The 22,098-nt window shown below is 65.0% G+C and carries 21 protein-coding genes and 1 tRNA gene; 11 read left to right on the top strand and 11 right to left on the bottom strand.

Features of this window, described 5'->3' with window-relative positions; all coding sequences use genetic code 11:
• Positions 1-30: 30 nt before the first annotated feature.
• From L1F31_RS08735 to L1F31_RS08745, 3 genes are read right to left on the bottom strand one after another with little or no spacing between them, the layout of a single operon-like run.
• Positions 31-1,542, bottom strand: a complete 1,512-nt coding sequence (locus L1F31_RS08735) for a 3-hydroxyacyl-CoA dehydrogenase NAD-binding domain-containing protein (protein ID WP_265420250.1) — start codon at positions 1,540-1,542, stop codon at positions 31-33.
• Complete coding sequence (locus L1F31_RS08740; protein WP_265420251.1) at positions 1,539-2,450, bottom strand: beta-keto acid cleavage family enzyme; 912 nt, start codon at positions 2,448-2,450, stop codon at positions 1,539-1,541. The genes L1F31_RS08735 and L1F31_RS08740 overlap by 4 nt, the downstream gene beginning before the upstream one ends.
• Complete coding sequence (locus L1F31_RS08745; protein ID WP_265420252.1) at positions 2,447-3,343, bottom strand: TetR family transcriptional regulator C-terminal domain-containing protein; 897 nt, start codon at positions 3,341-3,343, stop codon at positions 2,447-2,449. The genes L1F31_RS08740 and L1F31_RS08745 overlap by 4 nt, the downstream gene beginning before the upstream one ends.
• Before the next feature lie 160 nt (positions 3,344-3,503).
• On the opposite strand from L1F31_RS08745, the gene L1F31_RS08750 reads away from it, so the two are divergent.
• Positions 3,504-4,877, top strand: coding sequence for a pyridoxal phosphate-dependent decarboxylase family protein (locus tag L1F31_RS08750; RefSeq protein WP_265420253.1), 1,374 nt, complete (start codon positions 3,504-3,506; stop codon positions 4,875-4,877).
• 57 nt (positions 4,878-4,934) lie between these two features.
• On the opposite strand, the gene yczE is transcribed toward L1F31_RS08750, so the two are convergent.
• On the bottom strand, positions 4,935-5,600 hold the full coding sequence (yczE, locus tag L1F31_RS08755) for a membrane protein YczE (RefSeq protein ID WP_265420254.1): 666 nt from the start codon (positions 5,598-5,600) through the stop codon (positions 4,935-4,937).
• A 182-nt stretch (positions 5,601-5,782) separates the two neighbouring features.
• Here yczE and L1F31_RS08760 point away from each other — a divergent pair, with 182 nt between their 5' ends.
• The 4 genes from L1F31_RS08760 to L1F31_RS08775 all read left to right on the top strand — a co-directional run bounded on the left by L1F31_RS08760 (position 5,783) and on the right by L1F31_RS08775 (position 9,740).
• The gene (locus tag L1F31_RS08760; RefSeq protein WP_265420255.1) at positions 5,783-6,562 is read left to right on the top strand and encodes a YggS family pyridoxal phosphate-dependent enzyme; all 780 of its coding nucleotides are present in this window, start codon (positions 5,783-5,785) and stop codon (positions 6,560-6,562) included.
• An 11-nt stretch (positions 6,563-6,573) separates the two neighbouring features.
• Positions 6,574-7,533: an arsenic resistance protein gene (locus L1F31_RS08765; protein WP_265420256.1), complete on the top strand. Its 960-nt coding sequence runs from the start codon at positions 6,574-6,576 to the stop codon at positions 7,531-7,533.
• 32 nt (positions 7,534-7,565) lie between these two features.
• Complete coding sequence (locus L1F31_RS08770; RefSeq protein ID WP_265420257.1) at positions 7,566-9,017, top strand: DNA-3-methyladenine glycosylase 2 family protein; 1,452 nt, start codon at positions 7,566-7,568, stop codon at positions 9,015-9,017.
• A 129-nt stretch (positions 9,018-9,146) separates the two neighbouring features.
• The gene (locus L1F31_RS08775; RefSeq protein ID WP_265420258.1) at positions 9,147-9,740 is read left to right on the top strand and encodes a methylated-DNA--[protein]-cysteine S-methyltransferase; all 594 of its coding nucleotides are present in this window, start codon (positions 9,147-9,149) and stop codon (positions 9,738-9,740) included.
• A gap of 113 nt (positions 9,741-9,853) precedes the next feature.
• Here the strand turns inward: L1F31_RS08775 and L1F31_RS08780 are convergent.
• A tRNA-Ala gene (locus L1F31_RS08780) sits at positions 9,854-9,926 on the bottom strand.
• Between the two features lie 114 nt (positions 9,927-10,040).
• On the bottom strand, positions 10,041-10,268 hold the full coding sequence (locus tag L1F31_RS08785) for a hypothetical protein (RefSeq protein WP_265420259.1): 228 nt from the start codon (positions 10,266-10,268) through the stop codon (positions 10,041-10,043).
• A gap of 866 nt (positions 10,269-11,134) precedes the next feature.
• Between L1F31_RS08785 and L1F31_RS08790 the strand changes: the two genes are divergently transcribed.
• Together L1F31_RS08790 and L1F31_RS08795 are read left to right on the top strand one after the other, a co-directional pair.
• Positions 11,135-12,031: a universal stress protein gene (locus L1F31_RS08790; RefSeq protein WP_265420260.1), complete on the top strand. Its 897-nt coding sequence runs from the start codon at positions 11,135-11,137 to the stop codon at positions 12,029-12,031.
• A gap of 32 nt (positions 12,032-12,063) precedes the next feature.
• Positions 12,064-12,897: an alpha/beta fold hydrolase gene (locus tag L1F31_RS08795; RefSeq protein WP_265420261.1), complete on the top strand. Its 834-nt coding sequence runs from the start codon at positions 12,064-12,066 to the stop codon at positions 12,895-12,897.
• 95 nt (positions 12,898-12,992) lie between these two features.
• Here the strand turns inward: L1F31_RS08795 and L1F31_RS08800 are convergent, their stop codons facing one another.
• Positions 12,993-13,223, bottom strand: a complete 231-nt coding sequence (locus tag L1F31_RS08800; protein WP_265420262.1) for a hypothetical protein — start codon at positions 13,221-13,223, stop codon at positions 12,993-12,995.
• Positions 13,224-13,296: 73 nt separating this feature from the next.
• Entirely contained in the window at positions 13,297-13,716 is a 420-nt protein-coding gene (locus tag L1F31_RS08805; protein ID WP_265420263.1) for a phage holin family protein, read from the bottom strand.
• Positions 13,717-13,960: 244 nt separating this feature from the next.
• Here L1F31_RS08805 and L1F31_RS08810 point away from each other — a divergent pair, with 244 nt between their 5' ends.
• A complete protein-coding gene (locus L1F31_RS08810) occupies positions 13,961-15,259 on the top strand; it encodes an MFS transporter (RefSeq protein WP_265420264.1) in 1,299 nt (432 codons plus the stop codon).
• A gap of 147 nt (positions 15,260-15,406) precedes the next feature.
• The gene (locus tag L1F31_RS08815) at positions 15,407-16,876 is read left to right on the top strand and encodes a peptide MFS transporter (RefSeq protein ID WP_265420265.1); all 1,470 of its coding nucleotides are present in this window, start codon (positions 15,407-15,409) and stop codon (positions 16,874-16,876) included.
• 351 nt (positions 16,877-17,227) lie between these two features.
• On the opposite strand, the gene L1F31_RS08820 is transcribed toward L1F31_RS08815, so the two are convergent.
• On the bottom strand, positions 17,228-18,076 hold the full coding sequence (locus L1F31_RS08820) for a CPBP family intramembrane glutamic endopeptidase (RefSeq protein WP_346732502.1): 849 nt from the start codon (positions 18,074-18,076) through the stop codon (positions 17,228-17,230).
• Between the two features lie 98 nt (positions 18,077-18,174).
• Between L1F31_RS08820 and L1F31_RS08825 the strand changes: the two genes are divergently transcribed.
• Positions 18,175-19,356: a molybdopterin molybdotransferase MoeA gene (locus tag L1F31_RS08825; RefSeq protein ID WP_265420266.1), complete on the top strand. Its 1,182-nt coding sequence runs from the start codon at positions 18,175-18,177 to the stop codon at positions 19,354-19,356.
• 102 nt (positions 19,357-19,458) lie between these two features.
• A complete protein-coding gene (locus L1F31_RS08830; RefSeq protein WP_265420267.1) occupies positions 19,459-20,655 on the top strand; it encodes a ThiF family adenylyltransferase in 1,197 nt (398 codons plus the stop codon).
• 68 nt (positions 20,656-20,723) lie between these two features.
• Here L1F31_RS08830 and L1F31_RS08835 read toward each other — a convergent pair whose 3' ends face one another.
• Both L1F31_RS08835 and moaA read right to left on the bottom strand, forming a co-directional pair.
• The gene (locus L1F31_RS08835) at positions 20,724-20,969 is read right to left on the bottom strand and encodes a MoaD/ThiS family protein (RefSeq protein ID WP_265420268.1); all 246 of its coding nucleotides are present in this window, start codon (positions 20,967-20,969) and stop codon (positions 20,724-20,726) included.
• Positions 20,970-22,058, bottom strand: coding sequence for a GTP 3',8-cyclase MoaA (gene moaA / locus L1F31_RS08840; RefSeq protein WP_265420269.1), 1,089 nt, complete (start codon positions 22,056-22,058; stop codon positions 20,970-20,972). It abuts the gene before it with no gap.
• Positions 22,059-22,098 lie beyond the last annotated feature (40 nt).

The following is a 22,098-nucleotide window of genomic DNA, read 5'->3' on the forward strand; positions in this document are numbered from 1 at the left end:
GCGGTGGACGGGTGGGGATTTCAGGATAACTCAGCCGATCGACCGTCCTACCCAGTCCGGACGGTCAGCAGTGATGCCGGCGATCCTGTCTGCCACCTCGGCTGGGAAGGCGATGACGCGGTCGTCGGTCTGGTCGACGTGGAGGGCCATGATCTCCTCGGTGGCCACGATTCGATCGCCGACGAACATCTCATACGCCAGATGCAGCTTCTTCTCACCCGCGCTCACCAGGTGCGGCACCACGGTCAGCGTCTCCCCGAGGGAGACTTCGTCGAGGTAGCGGATGTGGGATTCGACGGTGTACAGCGACGCCTTCGCCGTAGTTCGGTAGTCCGCGTCGAGGCCGAGGCGATCCATCACCTGATCGGTGGCGAAACCGAAGACGAGGACGTAGAAGGCCTCGGACATGTGCCCGTTGTAGTCGATCCACTCCGGGGCCACCTCGCTGGTATAGACGTCGAGGTCGGGGGAAGCCTCGGTATCAGGGGACAGCGCGGCGCTCGGAACTTTCGACTCTGTCGCTTCTGCGGGGGTGGTGGTCCCGGTCTCTGCGGTGGGCTCGGTGCCGGCGGGCTCGGTGCCGACTGCCGCCAGCTGTGCAGTGAGGCGGCGCAAGGCGATGATGCCCGTATCGCGGGCAGCGACGAGGTCGGCGATGGTGCGCGGCCCGGCCTCGACCTCGCACCCGGCCACGACATCGTCACGCAGAGACTGGCTGAGCTCCGGTGCGGTCAATCGGGTCCAGGGGGACTTCAGCGATGGCCCGAAGTGATCGAGCATATGCGCCATCCCGCCCTCGCCGCCCGCCAGGTGGAAGGTGAGCATGGGGCCCTGGAAGGGCCACCGCAGGCCGGGCCCGTCGGTGATCGAGCGGTCGATCTGCTCGACTGTGGCCTCACCCTGCTCGACCATGTACAGCGCCTCCCGCCACTGGGCCTCCTGCAGGCGGTTCGCGATGAAGCCCGGCACCTCGCGATCCATGCGGATCACGGACTTGCCGATGTGGGTGTAGAAGTCAGCGGCCCAGTCGACCGCGGCCATCGAGCTCTGCTCACCGCCGACGACCTCGACGAGGGGGATGAGGTAGGGCGGGTTGAACGGATGCCCGACGACGAGGCGTTCGGGATGGGCCGCCTCGGTGGCCATGTCGGTCATGCTGTAGCCGGACGTCGACGAACCGATGACGACATGCGGGGCGCACACGGCATCGATCTGGGACAGCAGCCCGCGTTTGAGCGACAGGTCCTCGGGTGCGGACTCCTGGACGAATCCGGTGCCGGCGACCGCCTCGGCGAGGTCGGTGTGGACCGACCAGGCATTGCGGTCAGCACCCGGGACCATATCGAGTTCGGCCAGCGCGGGCCAGGCCGCGTCGAGGAGCCGGGCGAACTTCTCTGCGGCATCGGGAGCGGGGTCCCAGATCTTGACCCGGAATCCCTGCGCGAGGAAGTAGGCGGCCCAGCCGCCGCCGATCGTGCCGGCGCCGACGCAGGTGACGGTGCCGATCGACGCGAACTCGGGGTAGGTGGTGGAATCGTTCACAGATCGCCTCCGGTGATGGTCGGTGTCTGCACGCGCAGATCGAGGATCTCGCGGGCTTCGGCGGGGGTGGCCACGGACGCACCGAGGCTGGTGATGATGTCGACGGCGCGGGAAGTGAGGTCGGCGTTCGTGGCCTTGACGCCCTTGGACATGTAGAGGTTGTCCTCGAGTCCGACGCGGGCGTGGCCGCCGGCGAGCACGGACTGGGCGACCCACGGCAGCTGGTTCGCACCGATCGCGAACGACGTGAACTGTGCCCCCTTGGGCAGCATGTTCACCATCGCAGCGAGCAGGCCGGGATCGGCAGGGGCACCATAGGGGATGCCCATGCACAGCTGGTACAGCGGCGGGGCGTCGATGAGGCCCTCTTCGACGAGCACATTGGCGAACCACAGGTTGCCGGTGTCGAAGATCTCCATCTCCGGGCGCACACCGAGGGTCTGGATCCGCTTCGAACCCTCGCGGAGCATGTCCGGGGTGGAGACGTAGATGTTCGAGCCCTCACCGAAGTTCAGGGTTCCGCAGTCGATCGTGCAGATCTCCGGCAGCAGCTCCTCGACGTGGGGGAGACGGTCGAGGGCGTTGATGAGGTCGGTTCCGGGCATCGTTGTCAGCGGGTCCTGCGGGTCGACGACGAGGTCACCGCCCATTCCCGCGGTGAGGTTGATGACCGGGTCGACGTCGGAGGCGCGGATGCGCCGGACGACATCACGGTAGTAGGCGACCTCACGTGAACCCTGCTTCGTCTCGAGGTCACGGACGTGGATGTGGACGACGGACGCACCGGCACGGGCGGCCGCGATCGCGTCGTTCGCGATCTCTTCGGGGGTGACGGGTACGTGTTCGCTTTTGCCCGTGGTGTCTCCGGCCCCGGTTACGGCGCAGGTGAGGATGACCTTGCGATTCATGATGACTCCTTTGTTTGCACAGTTCTGATGTTCTGTTGATCGGTTCTGCTGGTGGTGTCGAGGATGGAACGGTCGAGGTAGCTGCGCAGCCGCAGGGTGAAGGTCTCCTGGTCCATCACCCCGGTGAGGACTTTGATGCCGAGTCCGTCGAGCAGAGAAGTGAGCTCATCGGCCATGGCGCGGGCATCGCCTGGACGGAAGCGGCCAGCGTGTTGGCCGTCTTCGATCGTGGTCTGCACTGTCTGCGACCAGCGTTTGTAGCTTCGCGGGTAGTCAGCGAGCGTCGCGTCCTCAAGAGCCAGGCGTGTCCATGTCTGCAGCCAGATCGACCATTCTCCGCGTTCGGTTCGGCCCAGAGGCGACTGCAGCTCAAGGAGCCTCTCGAGCCTCTGCGCGGGATCGGCGATGCCGTCGAGCCACGCGATCTGCCGGTCGAAGGCGAGCTTGACCGAATAGTCCAGAGCGGCGTCGAAGAGTTCGGCCTTATTCGCGAAGTAGTAGTGAACGCTCGGCGTCGACACGCCGGAGGCTTCGGCGATGTCGGCGATGCGCACGGCGTCGAAACCGTGACGGCCGAACAGCGTCCATGCCGCTTCGACCATGGTGCGCTTCGGGGTCGCCTCTTCGGTTGCGTCGGCGGCGGACGACGGCTTCGGAGGCAGAGCGGAGACCTGGGACTCGTCCCCGAGAATCCACCGCACGGTCACGCCCGTGGCCGTTGCCAACCCGAGGAGCTCCTCGGCGGTGAAGCGACGGCGCCCGGCCAGGGCCTTGGACAGTTTCGTCTCATCGATGCCGATGGCCTCGGCGACCCGTCGTTGAGACAGGCCGCTCCAGCCGATGGCTTCCCGCGCCCGTTCCGCGCTCACTTCGGGTGGCTGATCACCGCTCATGGGGCGAACCTACCTGAGCCCTCCACCCAATCGCAAGGCCTGATGACTGAAAATCAAAACTTGCGATCCGACTGTGTCGTCACCTGCAACCGTGCAGATGCCGTTAGTCTCGTACACGGTGGGAGACCCCCACCGCCATCGAGCCCGACGAGGAGCCCCCATGACCGACAGTCTTCATTCCCGCATGCACGTCGTCTCCGACGAGACCCGCAACCTCGTGAACCTGGTGCTCGAATACTCACGTCGCCGCACCTTGGCCGAGGACACTCCGCTCGACCATCCGACCTCGGAGGCCGAACTGCGTCGCCTGGCCGGCCCCACCGTCACCGAGGAGGGACTGGGCTCCGCACGGGCGCTGGCGATCTTCGAGCACATCTTCGCCCCCGCCTGCATCTCGACCGATCACCCGAAGTACCTGTCGTTCATCCCCAGCGCCCCGACGAAGGCCGCCGTCGCCTTCGACCTCGTCGTCTCCGCCAGCGCCCTCTACGGCGGATCCTGGCTCGAAGGCGCTGGCGTCGTCCATGCGGAGAACGAAGTGCTGCGTTGGCTGGCCGGGGAATTCGGACTGCCCGAGACAGCTGGGGGAGTGTTCGTCCAGGGCGGAACCATCGGCAATCTCTCCGCCCTGGTCGCAGCCCGCAATGCCCAGAAGGAGAAGTTCGGCGACGCCCGGCCCGGTCGGTGGGTGATCGTGTGCAGCGCCGAAGCGCACTCGTCCATCGCCTCGGCCGCCGAGGTGATGGATGTCGACGTCGCCCCCGTGCCCACCGGAGACGACGGAATCCTCCGACCCGAAGGGGTGAAGGAGGCATTGGCCGAACACGGCGATGCCGTGATCGCGGTGGTGGCCACCTCGGGGACCACGAATTTCGGGACCATCGATGACATCGCCGGGATCGCCGCGTTGAAGGAGGAGTTCGACTTCTGGCTCCACATCGACGGCGCCTACGGGCTCGCCGCGATGCTCTCGCCGCAGGCCCGGCACAAGTTCGCCGGGGTCGAACGGGCTGATTCGCTCATCGTCGATCCTCACAAATGGCTCTTCGCCCCCTTCGACGCCTGCGCGCTGATCTACCGGGACCCGAACCTGGGACGGCGAGCGCACACGCAGAAGGCCGAGTACCTCGATACCCTCACCGATGCCCAGGACTGGAGCCCTTCGGACTTCGCCATCCAGCTGACCAGGCGACCCCGCGGTCTGCCGCTGTGGTATTCGCTGGCCAGCTACGGTGCCGAGACGTACCGGGAGGCGATCGGCCATTCGATCGACCTAGCCCGGCAGATCGCCACGGAGATCAGGCGGCGGGAGAACCTGCGGCTCGTGCGCGAGCCCGAACTCTCCGTCGTCGTCTTCGAACGGGACGGGTGGGAGCGCAGCGACTACGACGCCTGGTCGGATCGTCTGCTCGAGGATCAGCGGGCGTTCGTCGTGCCCAGCTCCCACGCGGGGCGGCCCAATGCACGGTTCGCGATCGTCAATCCGCTCACCACGTTCGAGGACCTCGTCGACATCCTCGACACCATGGAGTGATCCGGGGCGACATCATGCTTGGTGGGACCGCTTCGGCGGCGTGATCCTCGGCGGGTTTCAGCTCTTCGTCTTCGGGCGGAGTTCGACGGTGAAGGTCGGCAGCAGTGCCTGAGTGATCGGGCCGATTCCCAGCGCGTAAAGGACGGTGCCGACACCGACGACTCCGCCCAGCGGCCAGCCGATTGCGACGACGGTGACCTCGATGCCGGTGCGAACGAGCCGGATCGACCAGCCGGTGACGCGGGCGATGCCGGTCATCAGACCGTCACGCGGTCCCGGACCGAACTGGGAGCCGATGTACATCGCCGAGGCGAGCCCGTTGAGGACGATGCCGCCGGCCATGAGTGCGATCTGCCAGCCGAGGTGCTCCGGCTCGGGCAGGAACAGGCGGGTGAGGTCGAGAAAGGGACCGATGAGCAGGGCGTTGAGGACCGTGCCGATTCCCGGCTGCTGCCGCAGGGGGATCCAGATGAGCAGCACGACGAACGAGAGCACCGTGACGACGGTGCCGAACGTCACCGGCACATGCCGCAGGACGCCGGCATTGAGCACATCCCACGGCATCATGCCCAGGCCCGCGTTGACCATCATCGCCATCGACGCACCGAAGAGGTAGAGCCCGAGGATGAGCTGGGGGATGCGTCGCCACAACCGACCCCCGCGCAGCTGCGCGATGGGGCCGACATTGGCCAGCTGGCGTTTCGGTGTGGGTGTCGACGTCATTCGGGGGTCTTCTCGTTCCTCGTAAGGCTCATTCGTCCCCCATTGTCTCCGAGTTCTGCTCAGTCCGCACCGCGTGACCACAATCATCGGATCTCTGCTGTCATATCACCCTGGGCCGGTCGACCACGTTCACGTTGGGACCGTGCCTGCTCTGTGGGTTGGGCCGTGCCTACTATGAGGGTATGGAAGACAACAGCGGACTCAGTCATGACGAACAGTATTCGACGGCCGTGACCGTCGAGGATTTCCGGGCCAACATCGCCGAGGTGGAACAGCGGATCTCGGCGGCAGTGGAGCGGGCAGGCCGCGACCGGTCCGAGATCGAACTGCTGCCGGTGAGCAAGACAGTGCCACAGGAGCGCATCCGCGCCGCTGTCGCGGCCGGGTGTCACAAACTCGGGGAGAACAAGGTCCAGGAGGCTCACCGCAAGTCCGAGGAGATGGCCGATCTCGACATCGACTGGGCGGTGATCGGACACCTGCAGTCGAACAAGGCGAAGTTCGTCGCCCAGTTCGCCGCGGAATTCCAGGCCCTCGACCGTCTCAAGGTCGCCCGTGCCCTCGACCGTCGGCTCCAGAGCGAGGGACGCAGCCTCGACGTGTATGTCCAGGTCAACACCTCTGCCGAGGAGTCGAAATTCGGTATGCCTCCCGAGGAGCTGGTCGGATTCCTCAAGGAGCTTCGTTCATTCGAAACCCTCAAAGTGCAGGGCCTGATGACCCTGGCGATCTTCTCCTCAGATGTCGAACGCGTCCGTCCGTGCTTCCAGACGCTGCGCACACTGCGCGACCGCGCACTGGAGACCGACCCCGAGCTCATCGGTCACGGGCGGCTGTCGATGGGCATGTCCGGGGACTTCGAGGTCGCCATCGAAGAAGGCGCGAACTGCGTGCGGGTCGGACAGGCGATCTTCGGTAAGCGCGCACTGCCGGATTCCCACTACTGGCCTGAGAACGGCTGAACGGCGAGCGCTTGTCGACGTCGATTCAGGCCGCCTGGTGGGTGGGCGGACTCGTCCTCGGGGTGCTGCTCGGGGCAGGAGTCCCCGGTTTCGGTTCCGCGGCGGAATGGGCGGTGACGCCCTGCCTCATCGTGCTCCTCTTCCTCACCTTCCTCGAGCTGCCCTTCGAAGCGGCGGCGAGGGCGTTCGGGAACACCCGCTTCCTGGCGATAGTAGTGGGGCTGAACTTCCTCATCGTCCCCCTCGTCGCGGCCGGACTCGTCACCGTCGTCGACCTCTCCCAGCCACTGCTGCTGCCCGTGCTCGTCGTTCTGCTGAGTCCGTGCATCGACTACGTCATCGTCTTCACGCGTGCCGCGGGCGGTGCGTTCGAAGCTCTTCTTGCCCTCACCCCTGTTCTCATGGTTGCCCAGCTGCTGTTCCTGCCCGTGGGGCTGTGGGCCGTCACCGGAGGCGAACTCTCCTCCGAACTGCCGGTCGGCCCGCTGTTGGAAGCGCTGCTGCTGTTCATCGTCATCCCTCTCGTCGCTGCGATCAGCGTGCGGGCGGTGTCGACGCGTTCTGTGCGCTGTCGTCGGGTCGTTCAGGCATCCTCGTCGCTGATGGATCCCGTGATGACTCTGACGCTGGTGGTCATCGCCGCCTCGGTGACCCCGGTGATCGGCGATTCGATCACACAGCTGGGCACAGCAGCGCTCGTCTTCGCACTCTTCGCTCTGGTCATGTCCGCCGTTGCATGGGCGACATCGCGAGCCGCGAAGTTGGAGGCACGACTGGCCCGTGCGGCGGTGATGTCGGCAGTGACGAGGAATTCTCTCGTCATGCTCCCGATTGTGCGTGCGGCCTCCGGCGACGGAATCGGGCCGGCGACGATGGTCACGCAGACCCTCGTCGAACTGCTCTTCCTCCTCCTGCTCGTCCGAGTCCTGCCTCTCCTCACCCCCAACACTGCCGCGTCCGAAAACCGCTAGTAATCGTCGCTGTCTGGGCCCAGAATGGAACCATGCTCACAACCGACCAGTGCTATCAGGCGGTCTCGTCCCGAGACAGACGATTTGATGGGATGTTCTTCACCGCCGTGCACACCACTGGGATCTTCTGCCGTCCGTCGTGCCCGGCACGGACACCGAAGAGGGAGAACGTCGACTTCTTCGTCACCGCCGCGGCGGCTGCCGATGCGGGATTCCGCGCCTGCAAGCGATGCCGACCGGACGCCAGTCCGAATTCTCCCGAATGGGACGCCCGCGGGGATGTCGTCGCCCGCGCCGTCCGCCTCATCCGTGACGGTGCCATCGACCGCGGCGGCGTCGAGGCCGTGGCGGCACAGCTGGGCTACAGTTCCCGACAGCTGTCTCGTCTCATGCGTGAGGAACTCGGTGCCGGTCCGCTCGCTCTGGCCCGCACCGAGCGTGTCCGCACGGCCAGGACTCTCATCGAGGCCACGGCGATGCCGATGACCGATATCGCCTTTGCCGCGGGATTTGCCAGCATCCGCCAGTTCAACGACACTTTCCGAGATATGTACTCGGTGAGTCCCAGGCAGCTGCGCACAGCCGGGGGCGGCCGGCCCGGCACGGAACAGCTGGTTCTTCGGCTCGCCTATCGCCCGCCTCTCGATTTCGGCTACCTCTTGGCCTACCTTGCAGTGCGGGCAGTGCCCGGAATCGAGACCGTGGCCGACGGTGCCTACACCCGGTCGATGCGTTTGGCGCATGGGCCGGGAGTGGTCACCGTGAGGCAGGGGACAGGTGACTTCGTCGACTGTCGGCTGCGATTGGCCGATACGCGCGACCTCGGCAGCGCGGTTGCGCGTGCCCGGCGCATCCTCGACCTCGACGCCGATCCTCAAACGATCACCGAGACTGTTCGCACCGCCGGGCTCGAGACACTCATCGACAGGCACTCGGGAATCCGTTCACCGGGGCACAGCGACCCCGTCGAACTGGCCCTGAGGACGGTTCTCGGTCAGCAGATCTCGCTGGCCGCGGCACGGACCCATCTGGGCAGGCTGGTCTCCGGAAGCGGAGAGATGCTGCCCAAAGAACTCCAGGCCGACGGCGTCGACCGAGTGTTTCCGACGGCCGAAGTGATCGCGGCAGTCCCCGACGAAGAATGGTCGCTGCCATCCGCGCGGATTCGCACAATCCAGGTACTTGCGTCTGCCCTGGCCGAAGGTCGCCTCGACCTCGGTGCGGGAAGTGATAGGGACGCCGCCAGCCGGGATCTGCTCGCCCTGCCGGGGATCGGGCCGTGGAGCACCGGCTATATCCGGATGCGTGCCCTCGGCGACCCGGACGTCTACCTCGGCTCCGATCTCGGAGTGAAGAAGGCAGTGGCAGACATCGCGGACCTGACTCCGTCAGGGGACTGGTCGTACATCGTGGCCGCCTGCAGTCCGTGGCGTTCCTATCTCACCCATCTCCTCTGGGCAGAACATGCCAGGTCGGAACACTGACATGACCGGCGACCAGACACGCATCACAGGCGACCAGGCAGACACTCCAGACGACCGGGCACACATGTCACATGACGAAACCGACTCGACTCACACAACATCCTTATCCTTGCAGAAGGGCGCGACACCATGACTTCTCAGCAGACGAACCAGCAGCAGAACACGACAACCATCGAAACTCACCGGGCACCTGAGGTCGGCGCCCCACTCGACTTGCCGATAACCTCGGCGCCGGTCTATTCGACAGTGCTCGAGACGGAGCTCGGACCGATCCTGCTGACCTCGGATGGTGTTCATCTCACCGGCCTCTACCTAGAAGTCTCCGAGGCGATTGAAGCTCGCCTGCGCAAGGCGTTCGGAGTCGACCCGACACCGGCCGACGACCTCGAAATCTTCTCCCGCACGGCAACACAGCTGGGGGAGTACTTCGCTGGTGAGCGCACCGAGTTCAACGTGCCGCTCGCCGCGCAGGGAACCGAATTCCAACGCGCGGTCTGGCGGGCTCTGACGGAGATTCCATACGGCAGGACTGCCGGCTACGGGGAGCTCGCGGCGAACCTGGGGAGGCCGAATGCGGCGAGAGCGGTCGGCGCGGCGAACGGGAAGAATCCCATCAGCATCATCGTCCCCTGCCACCGCGTGATCGGAGCCGACGGATCGATGACAGGCTACGCGTGGGGCGAGGCCAACAAACGTCACCTGCTCACCCTAGAAACCCCCTAGTTGCTACCTGACGGCGCCCCAGCACCCTGGCGCCAGGGTGTTAGGGGCCCGTCGGGTAGCAGTTAGGGAAGACGAAGGGCCGAGATCCTCATCGGATCTCGGCCCTTCAGCGGTGGAGGTAAGGGGATTCGAACCCCTGACCTTCTCCATGCCATGGAGACGCGCTACCAACTGCGCCATACCCCCGCTTGCCTGAACCATATTACCCAGGTGCGGGTGTCTGGCCAAATCGGGTGCAGGTGACGCTCGACACAGTGGCAGATGGGTGGCTCGAGCGTGTCAGGCTCGAGCCACCGATGGTCAGATAAAGGGCCTGACCTGGCTGAGGTAGCGCAGGATGTCGCGCTCGCGCAGTTCGCGCGCCCGCTGTTCTGCGGCATGAGCCTGCAGGCGTGCTGCCCTTCTGCGAGCGGTCTTCTGCTCGCGGGTCTTTGTGATCGTGGCCGGGCGGCGTGCCCACCGGATGAGCTTCATTCCGGTGCTCAGGGCCCAGCGGCGCGGATAGGTGGACTGAAATGCGGTGGACACAATTCTTCCTCTGTGATTTCGGAATGGGATATTCGCAAAAAGGGCAGGAAACATCCCGGAATGTCGATTAGCGAATGAATTCAGAAATAGCGCCGCTGGACTCTCGGTGCCATTCATGAATGAATACGATGCACTCGGAATGGTCGGTCGAAGAAGACCGGGTGAGGCAATCCGATGCACTGCGACCGAACGCGCAATCTGCTCATGCAGGCGATGCCGCCATCGCGGCTTGGCGGTCAGGAGCACAGAACAGTCATCTGCGACGAGCGTTCATCTGCGCGGGGTGACCACCAAATCAACACAGTGAAGGCGATCGACGGAGGTCGAACCTTGCCGTGAAGGTGCCGAAATGGTTGGACTGCAGCGGACAGGCGTGCGTACAGTTCGTACGGAAATGATGCCGGATCTCAGGCTACCGGTGGCTCAGGGCACAACGGTGGCCGGAAGCCAACCGGTGGAAAAGACGCGATAGACGGCTGAGGTCAGCCGACGAGTCCTTGTCCGCCAATCGGGCAGGCAGCATTGACAAACTGGGGTTCTCGAAGGTCGGGACCCGTATGCTTTGTCATCATCATCGAAACTGCGCTCCTCTCATTGGTCGTGGATCTCGTGTGAACGGCGTCTGCGTTCACAATGGTCTGGGTGCAATCAAGGTGTTTGTCTGCGAATCCGTAATTGCACTGTCGAATTTAGCACAATATCCGCAAGGCGCGATACTTTTGATCATTAATTTCTTGAATATTTTCCAGCGCCATTAGCCGAGGATCTATCGACGACAGAATTCGATGAGCAGAACCCGGCATCGTAGAATCGGATGAGACGTGCGTCAGCATCTGTCGACCACACATCTTCAAAGGGAGTTGGGAATGTCAGAGACCGCAAACTCGCGACGGCTGGTCGTCGGGTACATCGCCACGGATCGGGGCCGCGACGCCATCGCGTTGGCCATCTCGATCGCCCGCTCCATCGACATCGAACTCGTCGTCACCATCGTGCGACCGGAGTCCTCGACGATCCTGGCCGGCAGCGCAGTTCCGCAGGACGGTGCCGGCATCGTCGCCCAGCAGATCGACGAGTGGCTCGAAGAGGCCCTGTCTCTCGTGCCCGACGATGTCTCTGCCAAGGGCGTCATCCACATCGCTTCGAACGAGTCCAAGGGGCTCATGGAAGTCGCCGAGGCCGAAGGCGCCCTCGGCATCGTCATCGGGGCGCGGGCGGCCTCACTCATGCGCCAGCTGCGGATCGGCACCGTCGCCTCCTCGCTCCTGCATTCCGCGACCGTTCCGGTCGTCCTGGCGCCTCCGGAGAAGTCCGACATCGGTCCGATCTCCCGCGTCACCGCGCTCTTCGGCGCGCGTCCCGGTGCCTCGTCCCTCATCGGCGCCGCAGTGCAGTCGGCCAGCAGCCTCGGTGTGGACCTGCGGCTGCTCTCCCTCATCGAAAACGACGGACTGGTCGATGACGAGGTCGCCGAAGTGGCCGAGTTCGCCGAGCAGTACGGGGGAGCGGTCCTCGCCGAGCGTGCGGCAGAGATGTTCGCCGCCGGTCGAGCGACTGTGAAGTCCCGTGCCGGTGCCGACATCGAGGAGGCCGCCGAGGGAATCGAATGGCAGCCCGGAGAGGTGGCTTTCATCGGCTCGAGCCGTCTCGGCCGCGGCGGCAAGGTAGCGATCGGCGCCCGCGCCCGACGCCTGCTGAGAGTCCTGCCCGTCCCGGTGGTCGTGGTGCCCAGGCGCGCCGTCAGCCCGGTTCGAACGAATTGAGGCTGCGCGCATCGCGACGTCGGAGCTTCGATGTGTCCGGCCACGAAACCGCGGCATGGGTGTACGACGGAGACGAACAAGCACGCCCGCTGCTGATGGTGCACGGTTTCCGCGGCGACCACCACGGCATGGATCTCATCGCCGGTGAGATCCGCGACCGGACTGTCATCGTCCCTGACCTGCCCGGATTCGGCGAGACCTCGCCATTGCACGCCGGGCTGGGACTGAACTCATATATCGACTTCCTGTCGGGTCTCGTCATCGAGATCACCCGAGTCTTCGGGCTGCCGCCGATCGTGCTCGGGCACTCCTTCGGGTCGATTCTGGTCAGCCATCTGGCCGCCCACAGCCCCGAAACGACCCCGGAACTCATCCTCGTCAATCCGATCACCACTCCGGCGCTCGAGGGATCTGCACGATTCCTCACCGGGCTGACGAAGGCGTATTACGAACTCGGGGCGCGGCTGCCACACCGGGCGGGGCATGCGCTGCTGTCCAACCCCATCATCGTCCGGGCGATGAGCGAGGTCATGGCGACGACGCGCGACCCCGGTACGCGCGCGTACATCCACGATCAGCACGCCAGATACTTCTCCTCGTTCGCCGACCGTTCGTCACTGGCCGAAGCGTACGAGACCTCGGTATCCCACACCGTCACCGAGGTGGCCGAATCCCTTTCGATGCCCACGCTCGTCATCGCCGGCGATCGAGACGCGATCGCGCCTATCGGCGCTACCCGATCGTTCGTCGCCGAGCTTGCCGATGCGACCTTCGTTGAGTTGGGAGGCGTCGGGCACCTGGTGCACTACGAACGATCGGAGGCGGCCGCCTCGGCGATCGGGGAATTCGTGCGCACCCGCACCTAGAGGCAGCCGAGGTGAGCAGGCAGCCTAAGGGACGAGACAGCGAAGGGGCCGTTGCGTGAGAACGCAACGGCCCCTTCGCGGGTGTCCCTGTGGGATCATTTCCGCGAGTCGCGCACCCAGTGGTAGACCATCGGAATGATGAAGGCGAAGCCGGAGGCCAGCAGGCCGCCCCAGAAGACCCAGAATTCGGTGCCTGCAGGTGCGGCGAACGATGCGCCGAAGAGGTACAGGCCGAAGACGAAGACAGCGAACGAGATGATGAAGACGATCACGTCGGCAAAAGATGCAGAGTTGCGGACTCGCTTCGGGGCGGCAATATCGGACATGGTCTCCTCCGGCAATGTTTCTGGTGGTCAGGTTGACGCTCGGCCCCAGTCTACATCGCGTAGAGAGCTTTGCTCATCTCCGGTCGTGTTCGGCGCTTCGGTCCGGGACGAGCCACCCCAGAAGCGCTGAGATGATCGACACGATGATCGCGGCGAAGATCGCGGAGAAGAAGAACGAGTCGATGGTGAACTCGAAGGGCGTGAAGCCGGAGAGCCAGCTCGTCAGCGCCAGCATGAGCGCATTGATCACGATCGAGAACAGTCCGAGTGTCAGGCAGGTGATCGGAGCGGACACGAAGCTGAGAATCGGTTTGATGAAGGCGTTGGCCAGACCGAAGATGAGTCCGATGACGAGGTAGGAGATGATCATGGCCGGGATCGTCCCGGTCTGTTCCTCGACGACTCGGTTCCCTGTGATCGTCACGCCCGGCAGAATCCAGGCCGCCACCCAGATCGCGCAGGCGTTGACGATGACGCGAGAGAAGAAATTCATAAGCGTCATCCTGTCAGACCGAACTGCGTTCTTTCTGAGTCGCGGATGGGAAAGCGGTCCGTGCCGTGGTGACGAAGCTCAAGTGCTGAGGAGAGTGAACTGCTCGATTCCGGCGACCAAACCCAGTAGCCTGAAAGTCGGACCCACTGGTCCGCGGTCCGACGGTGCATCTACCGAGTGATTTGATCCAGGTCACCACGGCGGCACGGACTCCCGGAGAGCCGGGAAGAGACACTGGATTGGTATGACTGACAGCGAAACACCGACACCTTCACAGAATCCGACTGAGCCGACCCTGTTCTCGGCAGTCGGGCGCACCTATTTCCCGATCGCGTTCGTCGCACGGATGCCGTTCGCGATGATCGTCGTCGGCGTGCTCACCCTCGTCGTCGCCGGCCGCGGGTCGCTGAGCCTCGGCGGCATCAACTCGGCCATGGTCGGTCTCGGCACAGCAGTGTTCGGATCCTTCATCGGGGCCGCGGCCGACAAGTGGGGACAGCGCTACGTCCTGCTCATCGTCGGCTTCCTCAACTGCGTCGCGCTGACGTTCATGGCCTGGGTCGTGTTCAGCCCGCTGCCCGATTTCGTCGTCTTCATCGCAGCGTTCGCCATCGGTGCGACCTCACCGCAGGTTGCGCCCATGTCCCGCTCTCGGGTCGTCGACATCATCATGACTGTGCTGCCGGTGCCCCGCCGACCCAAAGTGCTCAACGGCACCATGGCGTACGAGTCGGCTGCCGACGAGATCATCTTCGTCTTCGGACCGTTCCTCGTCGGCCTTCTGGCCACACTGTTCAACCCGGTCGCTCCCATCATCGGCGCGATCGTGATGACACTCGTCTTCGTCTCAGCCTTCGCCCTGCACCCGACGGGCAGGCGTCGGTCGGCCGCTCTGACGGCAGAGGCAGCGAAGCAGGCACCGGCGAAGGATGTGTTCACGGCCGGAGTCTTCGTCGTCGTTCTCGGTGTCTTCGGTGTCGGCATGGTGTTCGGTTCGACCCTCACAGCCCTGACTGCGCTGACCAATGACATCGGGCGACCGGAGGAGGCGGGACTCATCTACGGTGTCATGGGCATCGGGTCGGCGGTTCTTGCGATCTGCGTGGCGGTGTTCCCCTCGTCATTCGCCCTGTGGGCCAGGCTGCTGTGCTTCGCTCCCATCCTGGTCACCGGTGCTGTGGTTCTGGCATCGACGGAATCGATGCCGATCATCGTCATCGCCCTGCTGCTCATGGGATCGGCGATCGGGCCGAGCCTCGTCACGCTGTTCAGCCTCGCAGCCGAACGTGCGCCGCAGGGAAGGTCGGCGACAGTGATGTCGATGGCCGGCTCGGCGATCATCGTCGGCCAGTCGGTCGCCTCGGCGATCAACGGCATCCTCGCCGAGGACCAGGGCACCGCCACGGCGATGGCTGTGCCCGTCGCCGCCTCGGCGATCGTCCTCCTTGCCGGAGTCCTCAATCTCATCGTCGACAAGAAGCCCCACCGCAGGGGATCCGGGTCCTCGCGCAGGGCCGTCGTCGACGGTGAAGAAGAGATCTGAATCACTCCGATTTTCCGCTTTTTGGGACGGCGTGTCCCAGGCATTGCCAGGTGTGACCACGGCATGACCGAGGAGTAGGATATCCGCTGGTCCATCGTGAACTGCGCCACGGATCGTGGCCTCTCACACCACTACGGAAAGCACACAATGTCTTCAAGCACCTCGACGACCGAGGCCATCCGAAGCGACACCCGCTTCTTCGGACACCCTCTGCCGCTCATGCAGCTGTTCAGCCTGGAACTGTGGGAGCGCTTCTCCTACTACGGGATGAACGGCATCCTCGCCCTCTACCTCTACTTCAGCGTCACCGACGGTGGAATGGGGCTCGAAAAGGGCACTGCTGTGGGCATCGTCGGCGCATACGGCGGTGCGGTATTCCTCGCGACGATCCTCGGCGCCTGGATTGCCGACCGTCTGGCCGGAGCCGAGAAGGTCCTCTTCTACTCCGCGATCATCATCATGATCGGTCATATCGCCCTGGCGCTCATCCCCGGCTTCGGGGGAGTGGCGATCGGTCTCATCCTCGTGGCACTCGGCTCCGGAGGGCTGAAGGCGAACGCCTCGGCGCTCGTCGGCGAACTGTATGAAGAGAAGGACCCGCGCCGGGATGCCGGCTTCACCATCTTCTACATGGGTGTGAACATCGGTGCCCTCATCGGACCGCTGCTCACCGGCCTGCTGCAGAAGAACATCGGATTCCACTACGGCTTCGGTGCCGCCGCCGTCGGCATGGCGCTGGGTCTCATCATCTACCTCAGCGGCCGCAAGAGCCTGCCGCCGGAGTCTCGTGTCGCGGTCAACCCGCTGCCGAAGAACAAGCTCTACCTCTTCATCGTCGCCATCATCGTCGTCGTGCTCCTCGCGGGACTGCTGTGGATGACGAAGATCGTCAACCCGGACAACCTCGACTGGTGGATCGCGGGCATCTCTGCGGGCGCCGCTGCGTGCTACTTCATCGTCATGTACACATCACCGCAGACGGATTCCGATGAACGCTCCCGCGTTCTCGCGTTCATTCCGTTCTTCATCACGGTCGTCGTGTTCTGGTCGATGTACCAGCAGATCTTCGGCGTGCTCACCGTCTACTCGGATACGCAGCTCAACCGGTCGATCTTCGGTTGGGAGATGCCGATCAACTGGATCCAGCTGATCCCGGCGTTCTTCGTCATCGTGTTCGCTCCGCTGTTCGCGACCTTGTGGATGAAGCTCGGTCCGAAGCAGATCTCGACCCCGGTCAAGGCCGGTCTGTCGCTTGTGCTCATCGGCATCGGCTTCCTCATGTTCTTGCCCTTCGCTGAGGCCGGTACCAATGAGACGCCGCTGCTGTGGGTGGCTCTGACCCTGGCTGTGTTCGTCTTCGGTGAGCTGCTCATCTCGCCGGTGGGACTGTCGTTCTCGACGAAGGTCGCACCGAAGGTGTTCCAGTCGCAGATGATCGCAGTCTTCTTCCTCGCCTCGGGTGTGGGAACGGCGCTGTCCGGTGTCCTCGGCGGGTACTTCGACACCGCCAACCAGGCGCCGTACTGGACGTCGATCGGCGGAGCCTCCGTCGTGCTGGGTCTGCTCGCCCTGACGCTGACGAAGCCGATGCTCAAACTGCTGCGCGGCATCCGCTGACACTTCTGTTTCCGATCGGCCCCTCGAACCCAGTCGTTCGAGGGGCCGTTCGCGCTCCCGGGGACCATCACGCACCGGCCGCGGCATAACCACGTGGTCCTGCGGGATGGTGTGGCGCTTGCGGTGAGTGATGCCCGAGCTGAAGGGAGGACCTAGCGCTGCCGGGAGGACGTGGCACTAACGGGAGGACGCAGCGGGTGCGAGAGGTTGTGCCGCTAGCGGTGGCAGATGCAGGAGCGCCGTCGGACGCATACATGAGGGGGAGCGGTGGCGCACGAGGGCCGCATCAGTACCCTGCAGCGACCCGAGCCGGTTGGACTCAGACTCTGATTGAGCCGGCCGCGGGAGGGCTCAGACGCCGATGAAGATCGGCAGCGCCTCGGGATGATGGGCGTGGACGATCGTGAGGAAGACGAGCGCGTCGAAGAGCAGATGCACAGTGACGGTATAGGGCAGCGACTTCGTGCGGGTGAAGATGAACGCCTGGACGAGCGCGAAGGGAATCGTCAGCAGCGGCCCGATCGACCGGTACCCGAGCTCCCAGAGGAACGAGACGAAGATGATCGTGGTGAACACGTTCGCCGTCCAGAACGAGAAGTGCTTGCGCAACAGCGCAAAGACGGTGCAGATGAAGAACAGCTCGTCCCAGATGCCGACGGCGTTGACACCGAAGAAGAGGCGAATGATCTCCGACCAGGTCTCCAGCGGCGGCCAGTTGAGGTACACGCCGGTGCGCATGAAGTACTGCGGCAGCACCGCCCAGGCGACCACGACGACGAACAGCAGCCACCCCCATTCGAGCCGGGACCAGGGCTGCCCTCGGCGCAGCGGGAACTGGATCGTGCGATCGTCGAACACATAGCGGGTGATCAGCCACGGCCCGATGACAACGGCCGAGAGCACGACGCCCATCCGCGCGATGTTCTCCCACGAGATATCAGCTTCGACGGAGATCGCGGAGATCAGGGCCAGGCAGCCGGTGATGACACTGTGATCGCGTGCGAAGCGGCGATTCGTCGACCACGCGACGATGACCCCGGCCGCCAACGGCAGATACCCGAAGGCCCTGACCTGCGGAAATGTCGTTCCTAGTCCGAACAGCACAACCGCGGCGAGAGCCATCACCGCGGTCGCCGCAGCCTCCCCGCTGAGAAGTCCACGGCGTGCGGTATCGATGGGATCTGCGCGCTCGGTGTCCACAGTCCACACTGTAGACGAACATGCCCGTCCCGCAGGCGACCACCTTGCCGAAAGTCAGCGAATGCGCCGCGTAGGATCGCAGTGAAGGAAGGACACCATTGACCCCTGAGGACTACTCCGAGCTCATCGCCGAACTCACCCCAACCGCGCACCCAGAGACCGTCGCAGCGCGCGAGGCGATCGGACGCACTCTTCGCGTCGACCTCGTCGCCCAGCGTTCGCTCCCGGCCTTTCCCACCTCGGCGATGGACGGGTTCGCCCTCGACGGCGCCGCACTGCAGGATGCGCGCGGCGGTGGTGCTGTCCCTGTCATCGGTGACGTTCCCGCCGGCCACGACGCCCCTGCGCTGCGTCCGGGCACAGCCGTGCGAGTGATGACCGGAGCCCCGATTCCCACCGGCACCGAGGCGGTCGTTCCCGTCGAATTTACCAATGCCCAGGCCACCGGAGGTCCTCCGCGCTCGATCCGCGTCTCCTCCCTCCCCGAGGAGGTCGCGAAGGGATGGAACATCCGCGCGGTGGGCGAGGACATCACGGCCGGCGATGTCGTCATCGCCGCCGGCTCCCGGCTGAGCGCGGCCGGTGTCGGCACCCTGGCCATGCTCGGCATCGATGAGATCGCCGTCGACCGTGCCCCGCGCATCGGGGTGATCGTCACCGGGGACGAACTGCGCACCACCGGCACCGAGGCGGCCGGACCGCTCATCCTCAATTCGAACCTGCCGATGCTCGCCTCCATGATCGCCGCTGAAGGGTCCGACGTCATCGAAGCGACGTGCAGCGACGATTCGGGGGAGCTGCGTGGCATCCTCGGCGAGATGCGCCGTGTAGCGGATCTCGTCATCACCACGGGAGGGATCAGCGCCGGCGCCTTCGAAGTCGTGCGTCAGACCTTGGACGGGGAGCACTCGAGGTTTCTGCGCTTGGGGCTGCGACCCGGGGCGCCGCAGGGCCATGGTCGTTTCGGTGATCTGCCGCTGCTGCACCTGCCGGGCACCCCGCAGGGAGCCTTCATCGGGTTCCATCTCTTCGCCCGGTCACTGATGAACGGCCAGGTGCTGCGCACTCGGTGGAAGAAGGGACTCTTCGCCGGCCCCGAACTCGCTCACCACCCGAAGGCGGTCACGCTTCGACCTGGTGCGTTCACGGACACCGGTGAGATCCGGGCCGCAGATCGGGCCCGCCTGCCGAACTTCGCAGCGGCCGAGGCGATCATCCGGATTCCTCGCGGCACGGGACGGCTGAGCCCGGGTTCCGTCATCGACTACCTCGAATGCTGATCGGGACTGCGGAGAATCCCGTGACCAACGGATACACGGCCGGCCTCGCGGTAATCGTCTGGCCGCATGACGGGCAGGGCCAGGGGTCCTAGGATGGTGAGCATGTCCGAACCTCGCCTCGACCCTGCCGCCCGGGCACGCTATGCCCGCCAGATCCGTCTGTCCGGGTTCGGTGAAGCCGCCCAGACGAGACTGCTCGATGCGCATGTCCTCGTCATCGGCGCCGGTGGCCTCGGTGCGCCCGTGCTCAGCTATCTCGCCGCCGTCGGCATCGGCACGATCTCCGTCATCGACCCCGATATCGTCGAACTGAGCAATCTGCACCGCCAGATCATCCACACCGAGGCGGCCGTCGGCACCCGCAAGATCGAATCCGCCAGAGAGCGGATGAGCGGAATCAACTCATCGATCGACGTCCGCACCCACCCTGTCCTGCTCACCCCGGACAACGCTCTGGACCTGTTGACCGGCGTCGATCTCGTCATCGACGGCAGCGACAACTTCGCCACCCGATACCTGGCCAACGACGCCTGCGAGATCCTGGGCATCCCGCTCGTGTGGGGAACGATCCTCGGCTTCGACGGTCAGGTCGCCGTCTTCGACGCCCGTCGCGGCGCCACCCTGCGCGACCTCTACCCTGAGGTTCCGGCCCCGGGCAGCGTGCCGGACTGCTCCGTGGCCGGAGTCCTCGGACCCCTGTGCGGCAGCCTCGGATCGGCCATGGCGATGGAGGCGATCAAGGTCCTCACGGGGATCGGCACGGCGCTTTACAATGCGGTGGCCGTCCACAGCAGCCTCGATGCCAGCTGGGAGACAGTGCCGGTCTCAGCGATCCCCGGTCGGCGACCGGTCACCGATCTGCACGCGCATCGCAGCGACTATGCGCAGCACAGCCTCGATCTGGAACCGACCGCGGACACGTCGGAACCGGCCTCCCGCGGCTGGCACGAGCTGACCCCGGGTACGGTGCTCGTCGATATCCGCGACGATGACGAAGTCACGGCGGGAATGGTGCCCGGTGCGATCCACATTCCGATGGACGCACTGCTCGCCGACCCGGACCTGCTGCCGGGCGCAGGCGCAGCCGACGGCGGCAATGAGGCCTCGACGGCTCGAGCACGAGACGTGGCTCTGTACTGCCGGTCAGGGATGCGTTCGGCCAAGGCCGTCGCTCAGCTGCGCTCACAGGGACTGACTGTGACATCGGTCAGCGGCGGCTATCTCGCCTATCTGGCCCAACCCGCTGCAGGAGCCCAACCCGCTGCAGGAAGTGCCCAGCCTGCCGGCCGGCAGCGCTGAACGGTGCCGATCGGCCGTCTATGAGGCACGGCCCCCGGCGACAGCCGCAGCGCTGAGCGGAGTGGTCCTCAGCCCCCGGCGAAGGGAGGGAGCACGTCGACGGTGTCTCCCTCGCTCAAGCTCACGGACCGATCGGTCGCTGCCACGGAATTGACGAGGAAGCTCGAACGCGACAGCACGGTCGCAGCCTGCGGATCGGCCGCCTCGGCGAGGGTCGTGACGAGTTCGTCGACGGATCCGGCACGGATCTGGGATTCGCGGGCGCCGAAGGCCTCGCGGGCTGCGGCGAAGAACCGCACGGTGATGGTGGGCACTTATCCTCCGATGGCGCTCATGGGACGTTGGGGCTGCTCGAACGAATCCGTGTCCATTCCGTGTCCGGCGAGTTTCTTCCAATGCGCGCCCTTCCACAGATTCGCGATCGACTCATCGTCGGCACCACCGCGCATCGCGGACAGCAGATCGACCTCGGTGCGGGAGAATAGGCACGTGCGCACACGTCCCTCCGCGGTCAGACGGGTGCGCGTGCAGTCGGCGCAGAAGGGCCGGGTCACCGAGGCGATGATGCCGACGGTGCCCAGCACCGTGTCCGGATCGTCTCGGGTTGCGACGAGGAACTTCTCGGCCGGGGCGCCGTTTCGCGGCGCCGAATCCGGGGTGAGCACGAACCTGGGTTCGAGGAGGGCGAAGATGTCGGCGGCGGTGATCATCGACGTCCGTTCCCACGAGTGACCGGCGTCCAAGGGCATCTGTTCGATGAACCTCAGGCTCAGCCCCTGCTCGAGGCACCACTGCAGCAGATCGGGTGCCTGGGCATCGTTGACCCCCGGCAGGAGCACAGCGTTGATCTTCACCGGCTCGAGGCCGGCGGCCTTCGCCCCGTCGATGCCTGCCAGCACGCGTTTGAGGAATGGGCGCCGGGTCATCGTCTCGAAGGTCTCCGGATCGATCGTGTCGAGCGAGACGTTGATGCGATCCAGCCCGGCGGCCTTGAGCCCGGCCGCTCGTTTGTCGAGGCCGATCGCGTTCGTCGTCAGCGCGATGTTCGGGCGCGGTTCGAGGGCGGCGACCCCGGCGATGATCTCGTTGATGTCCTTGCGGGTCAGGGGTTCACCGCCGGTGAACCGGACCTGGTCCACCCCGAACTTCTCGACCCCGATGCGCACGAACCGAACGATCTCGTCCCGCGACATTGCGGAATCACGAGACATGAATTCGACGCCTTCGGCCGGCATACAGTACGTGCAGCGCAGATTGCAGAAATCGGTGAGTGAGATGCGCATGTCGGTGGCGCGACGATCGAAGGTGTCGAGCAGCGCATCCTCGTTGTGGCCGGTGAATTCCGCACCTGGGTCGACAGTCGGAGTTCTCAGCACCGGCATCGGCAGACCGATCTTCTCCATTTCGTCATCCTCCTTGAGAGCGTGTCGATATCATCGTCCC

It is taken from the genome of Brevibacterium spongiae (assembly GCF_026168515.1).
GTDB lineage: Bacteria > Actinomycetota > Actinomycetes > Actinomycetales > Brevibacteriaceae > Brevibacterium > Brevibacterium spongiae.

What these genes read in the sequence shown, in the direction of transcription:
- L1F31_RS08740 (WP_265420251.1), bottom strand. Translation starts at nt 2,450, where the DNA reads ATGAATCGCAAGGTCATCCTCACCTGCGCCGTAACCGGGGCCGGAGAC.
- L1F31_RS08745 (WP_265420252.1), bottom strand. Translation starts at nt 3,343, where the DNA reads ATGAGCGGTGATCAGCCACCCGAAGTGAGCGCGGAACGGGCGCGGGAA.
- L1F31_RS08750 (WP_265420253.1), top strand. Translation starts at nt 3,504, where the DNA reads ATGACCGACAGTCTTCATTCCCGCATGCACGTCGTCTCCGACGAGACC.
- yczE (WP_265420254.1), bottom strand. Translation starts at nt 5,600, where the DNA reads ATGACGTCGACACCCACACCGAAACGCCAGCTGGCCAATGTCGGCCCC.
- L1F31_RS08760 (WP_265420255.1), top strand. Translation starts at nt 5,783, where the DNA reads ATGGAAGACAACAGCGGACTCAGTCATGACGAACAGTATTCGACGGCC.
- L1F31_RS08770 (WP_265420257.1), top strand. Translation starts at nt 7,566, where the DNA reads ATGCTCACAACCGACCAGTGCTATCAGGCGGTCTCGTCCCGAGACAGA.
- L1F31_RS08775 (WP_265420258.1), top strand. Translation starts at nt 9,147, where the DNA reads ATGACTTCTCAGCAGACGAACCAGCAGCAGAACACGACAACCATCGAA.
- L1F31_RS08790 (WP_265420260.1), top strand. Translation starts at nt 11,135, where the DNA reads ATGTCAGAGACCGCAAACTCGCGACGGCTGGTCGTCGGGTACATCGCC.
- L1F31_RS08800 (WP_265420262.1), bottom strand. Translation starts at nt 13,223, where the DNA reads ATGTCCGATATTGCCGCCCCGAAGCGAGTCCGCAACTCTGCATCTTTT.
- L1F31_RS08805 (WP_265420263.1), bottom strand. Translation starts at nt 13,716, where the DNA reads ATGAATTTCTTCTCTCGCGTCATCGTCAACGCCTGCGCGATCTGGGTG.
- L1F31_RS08810 (WP_265420264.1), top strand. Translation starts at nt 13,961, where the DNA reads ATGACTGACAGCGAAACACCGACACCTTCACAGAATCCGACTGAGCCG.
- L1F31_RS08815 (WP_265420265.1), top strand. Translation starts at nt 15,407, where the DNA reads ATGTCTTCAAGCACCTCGACGACCGAGGCCATCCGAAGCGACACCCGC.
- L1F31_RS08830 (WP_265420267.1), top strand. Translation starts at nt 19,459, where the DNA reads ATGTCCGAACCTCGCCTCGACCCTGCCGCCCGGGCACGCTATGCCCGC.
- moaA (WP_265420269.1), bottom strand. Translation starts at nt 22,058, where the DNA reads ATGGAGAAGATCGGTCTGCCGATGCCGGTGCTGAGAACTCCGACTGTC.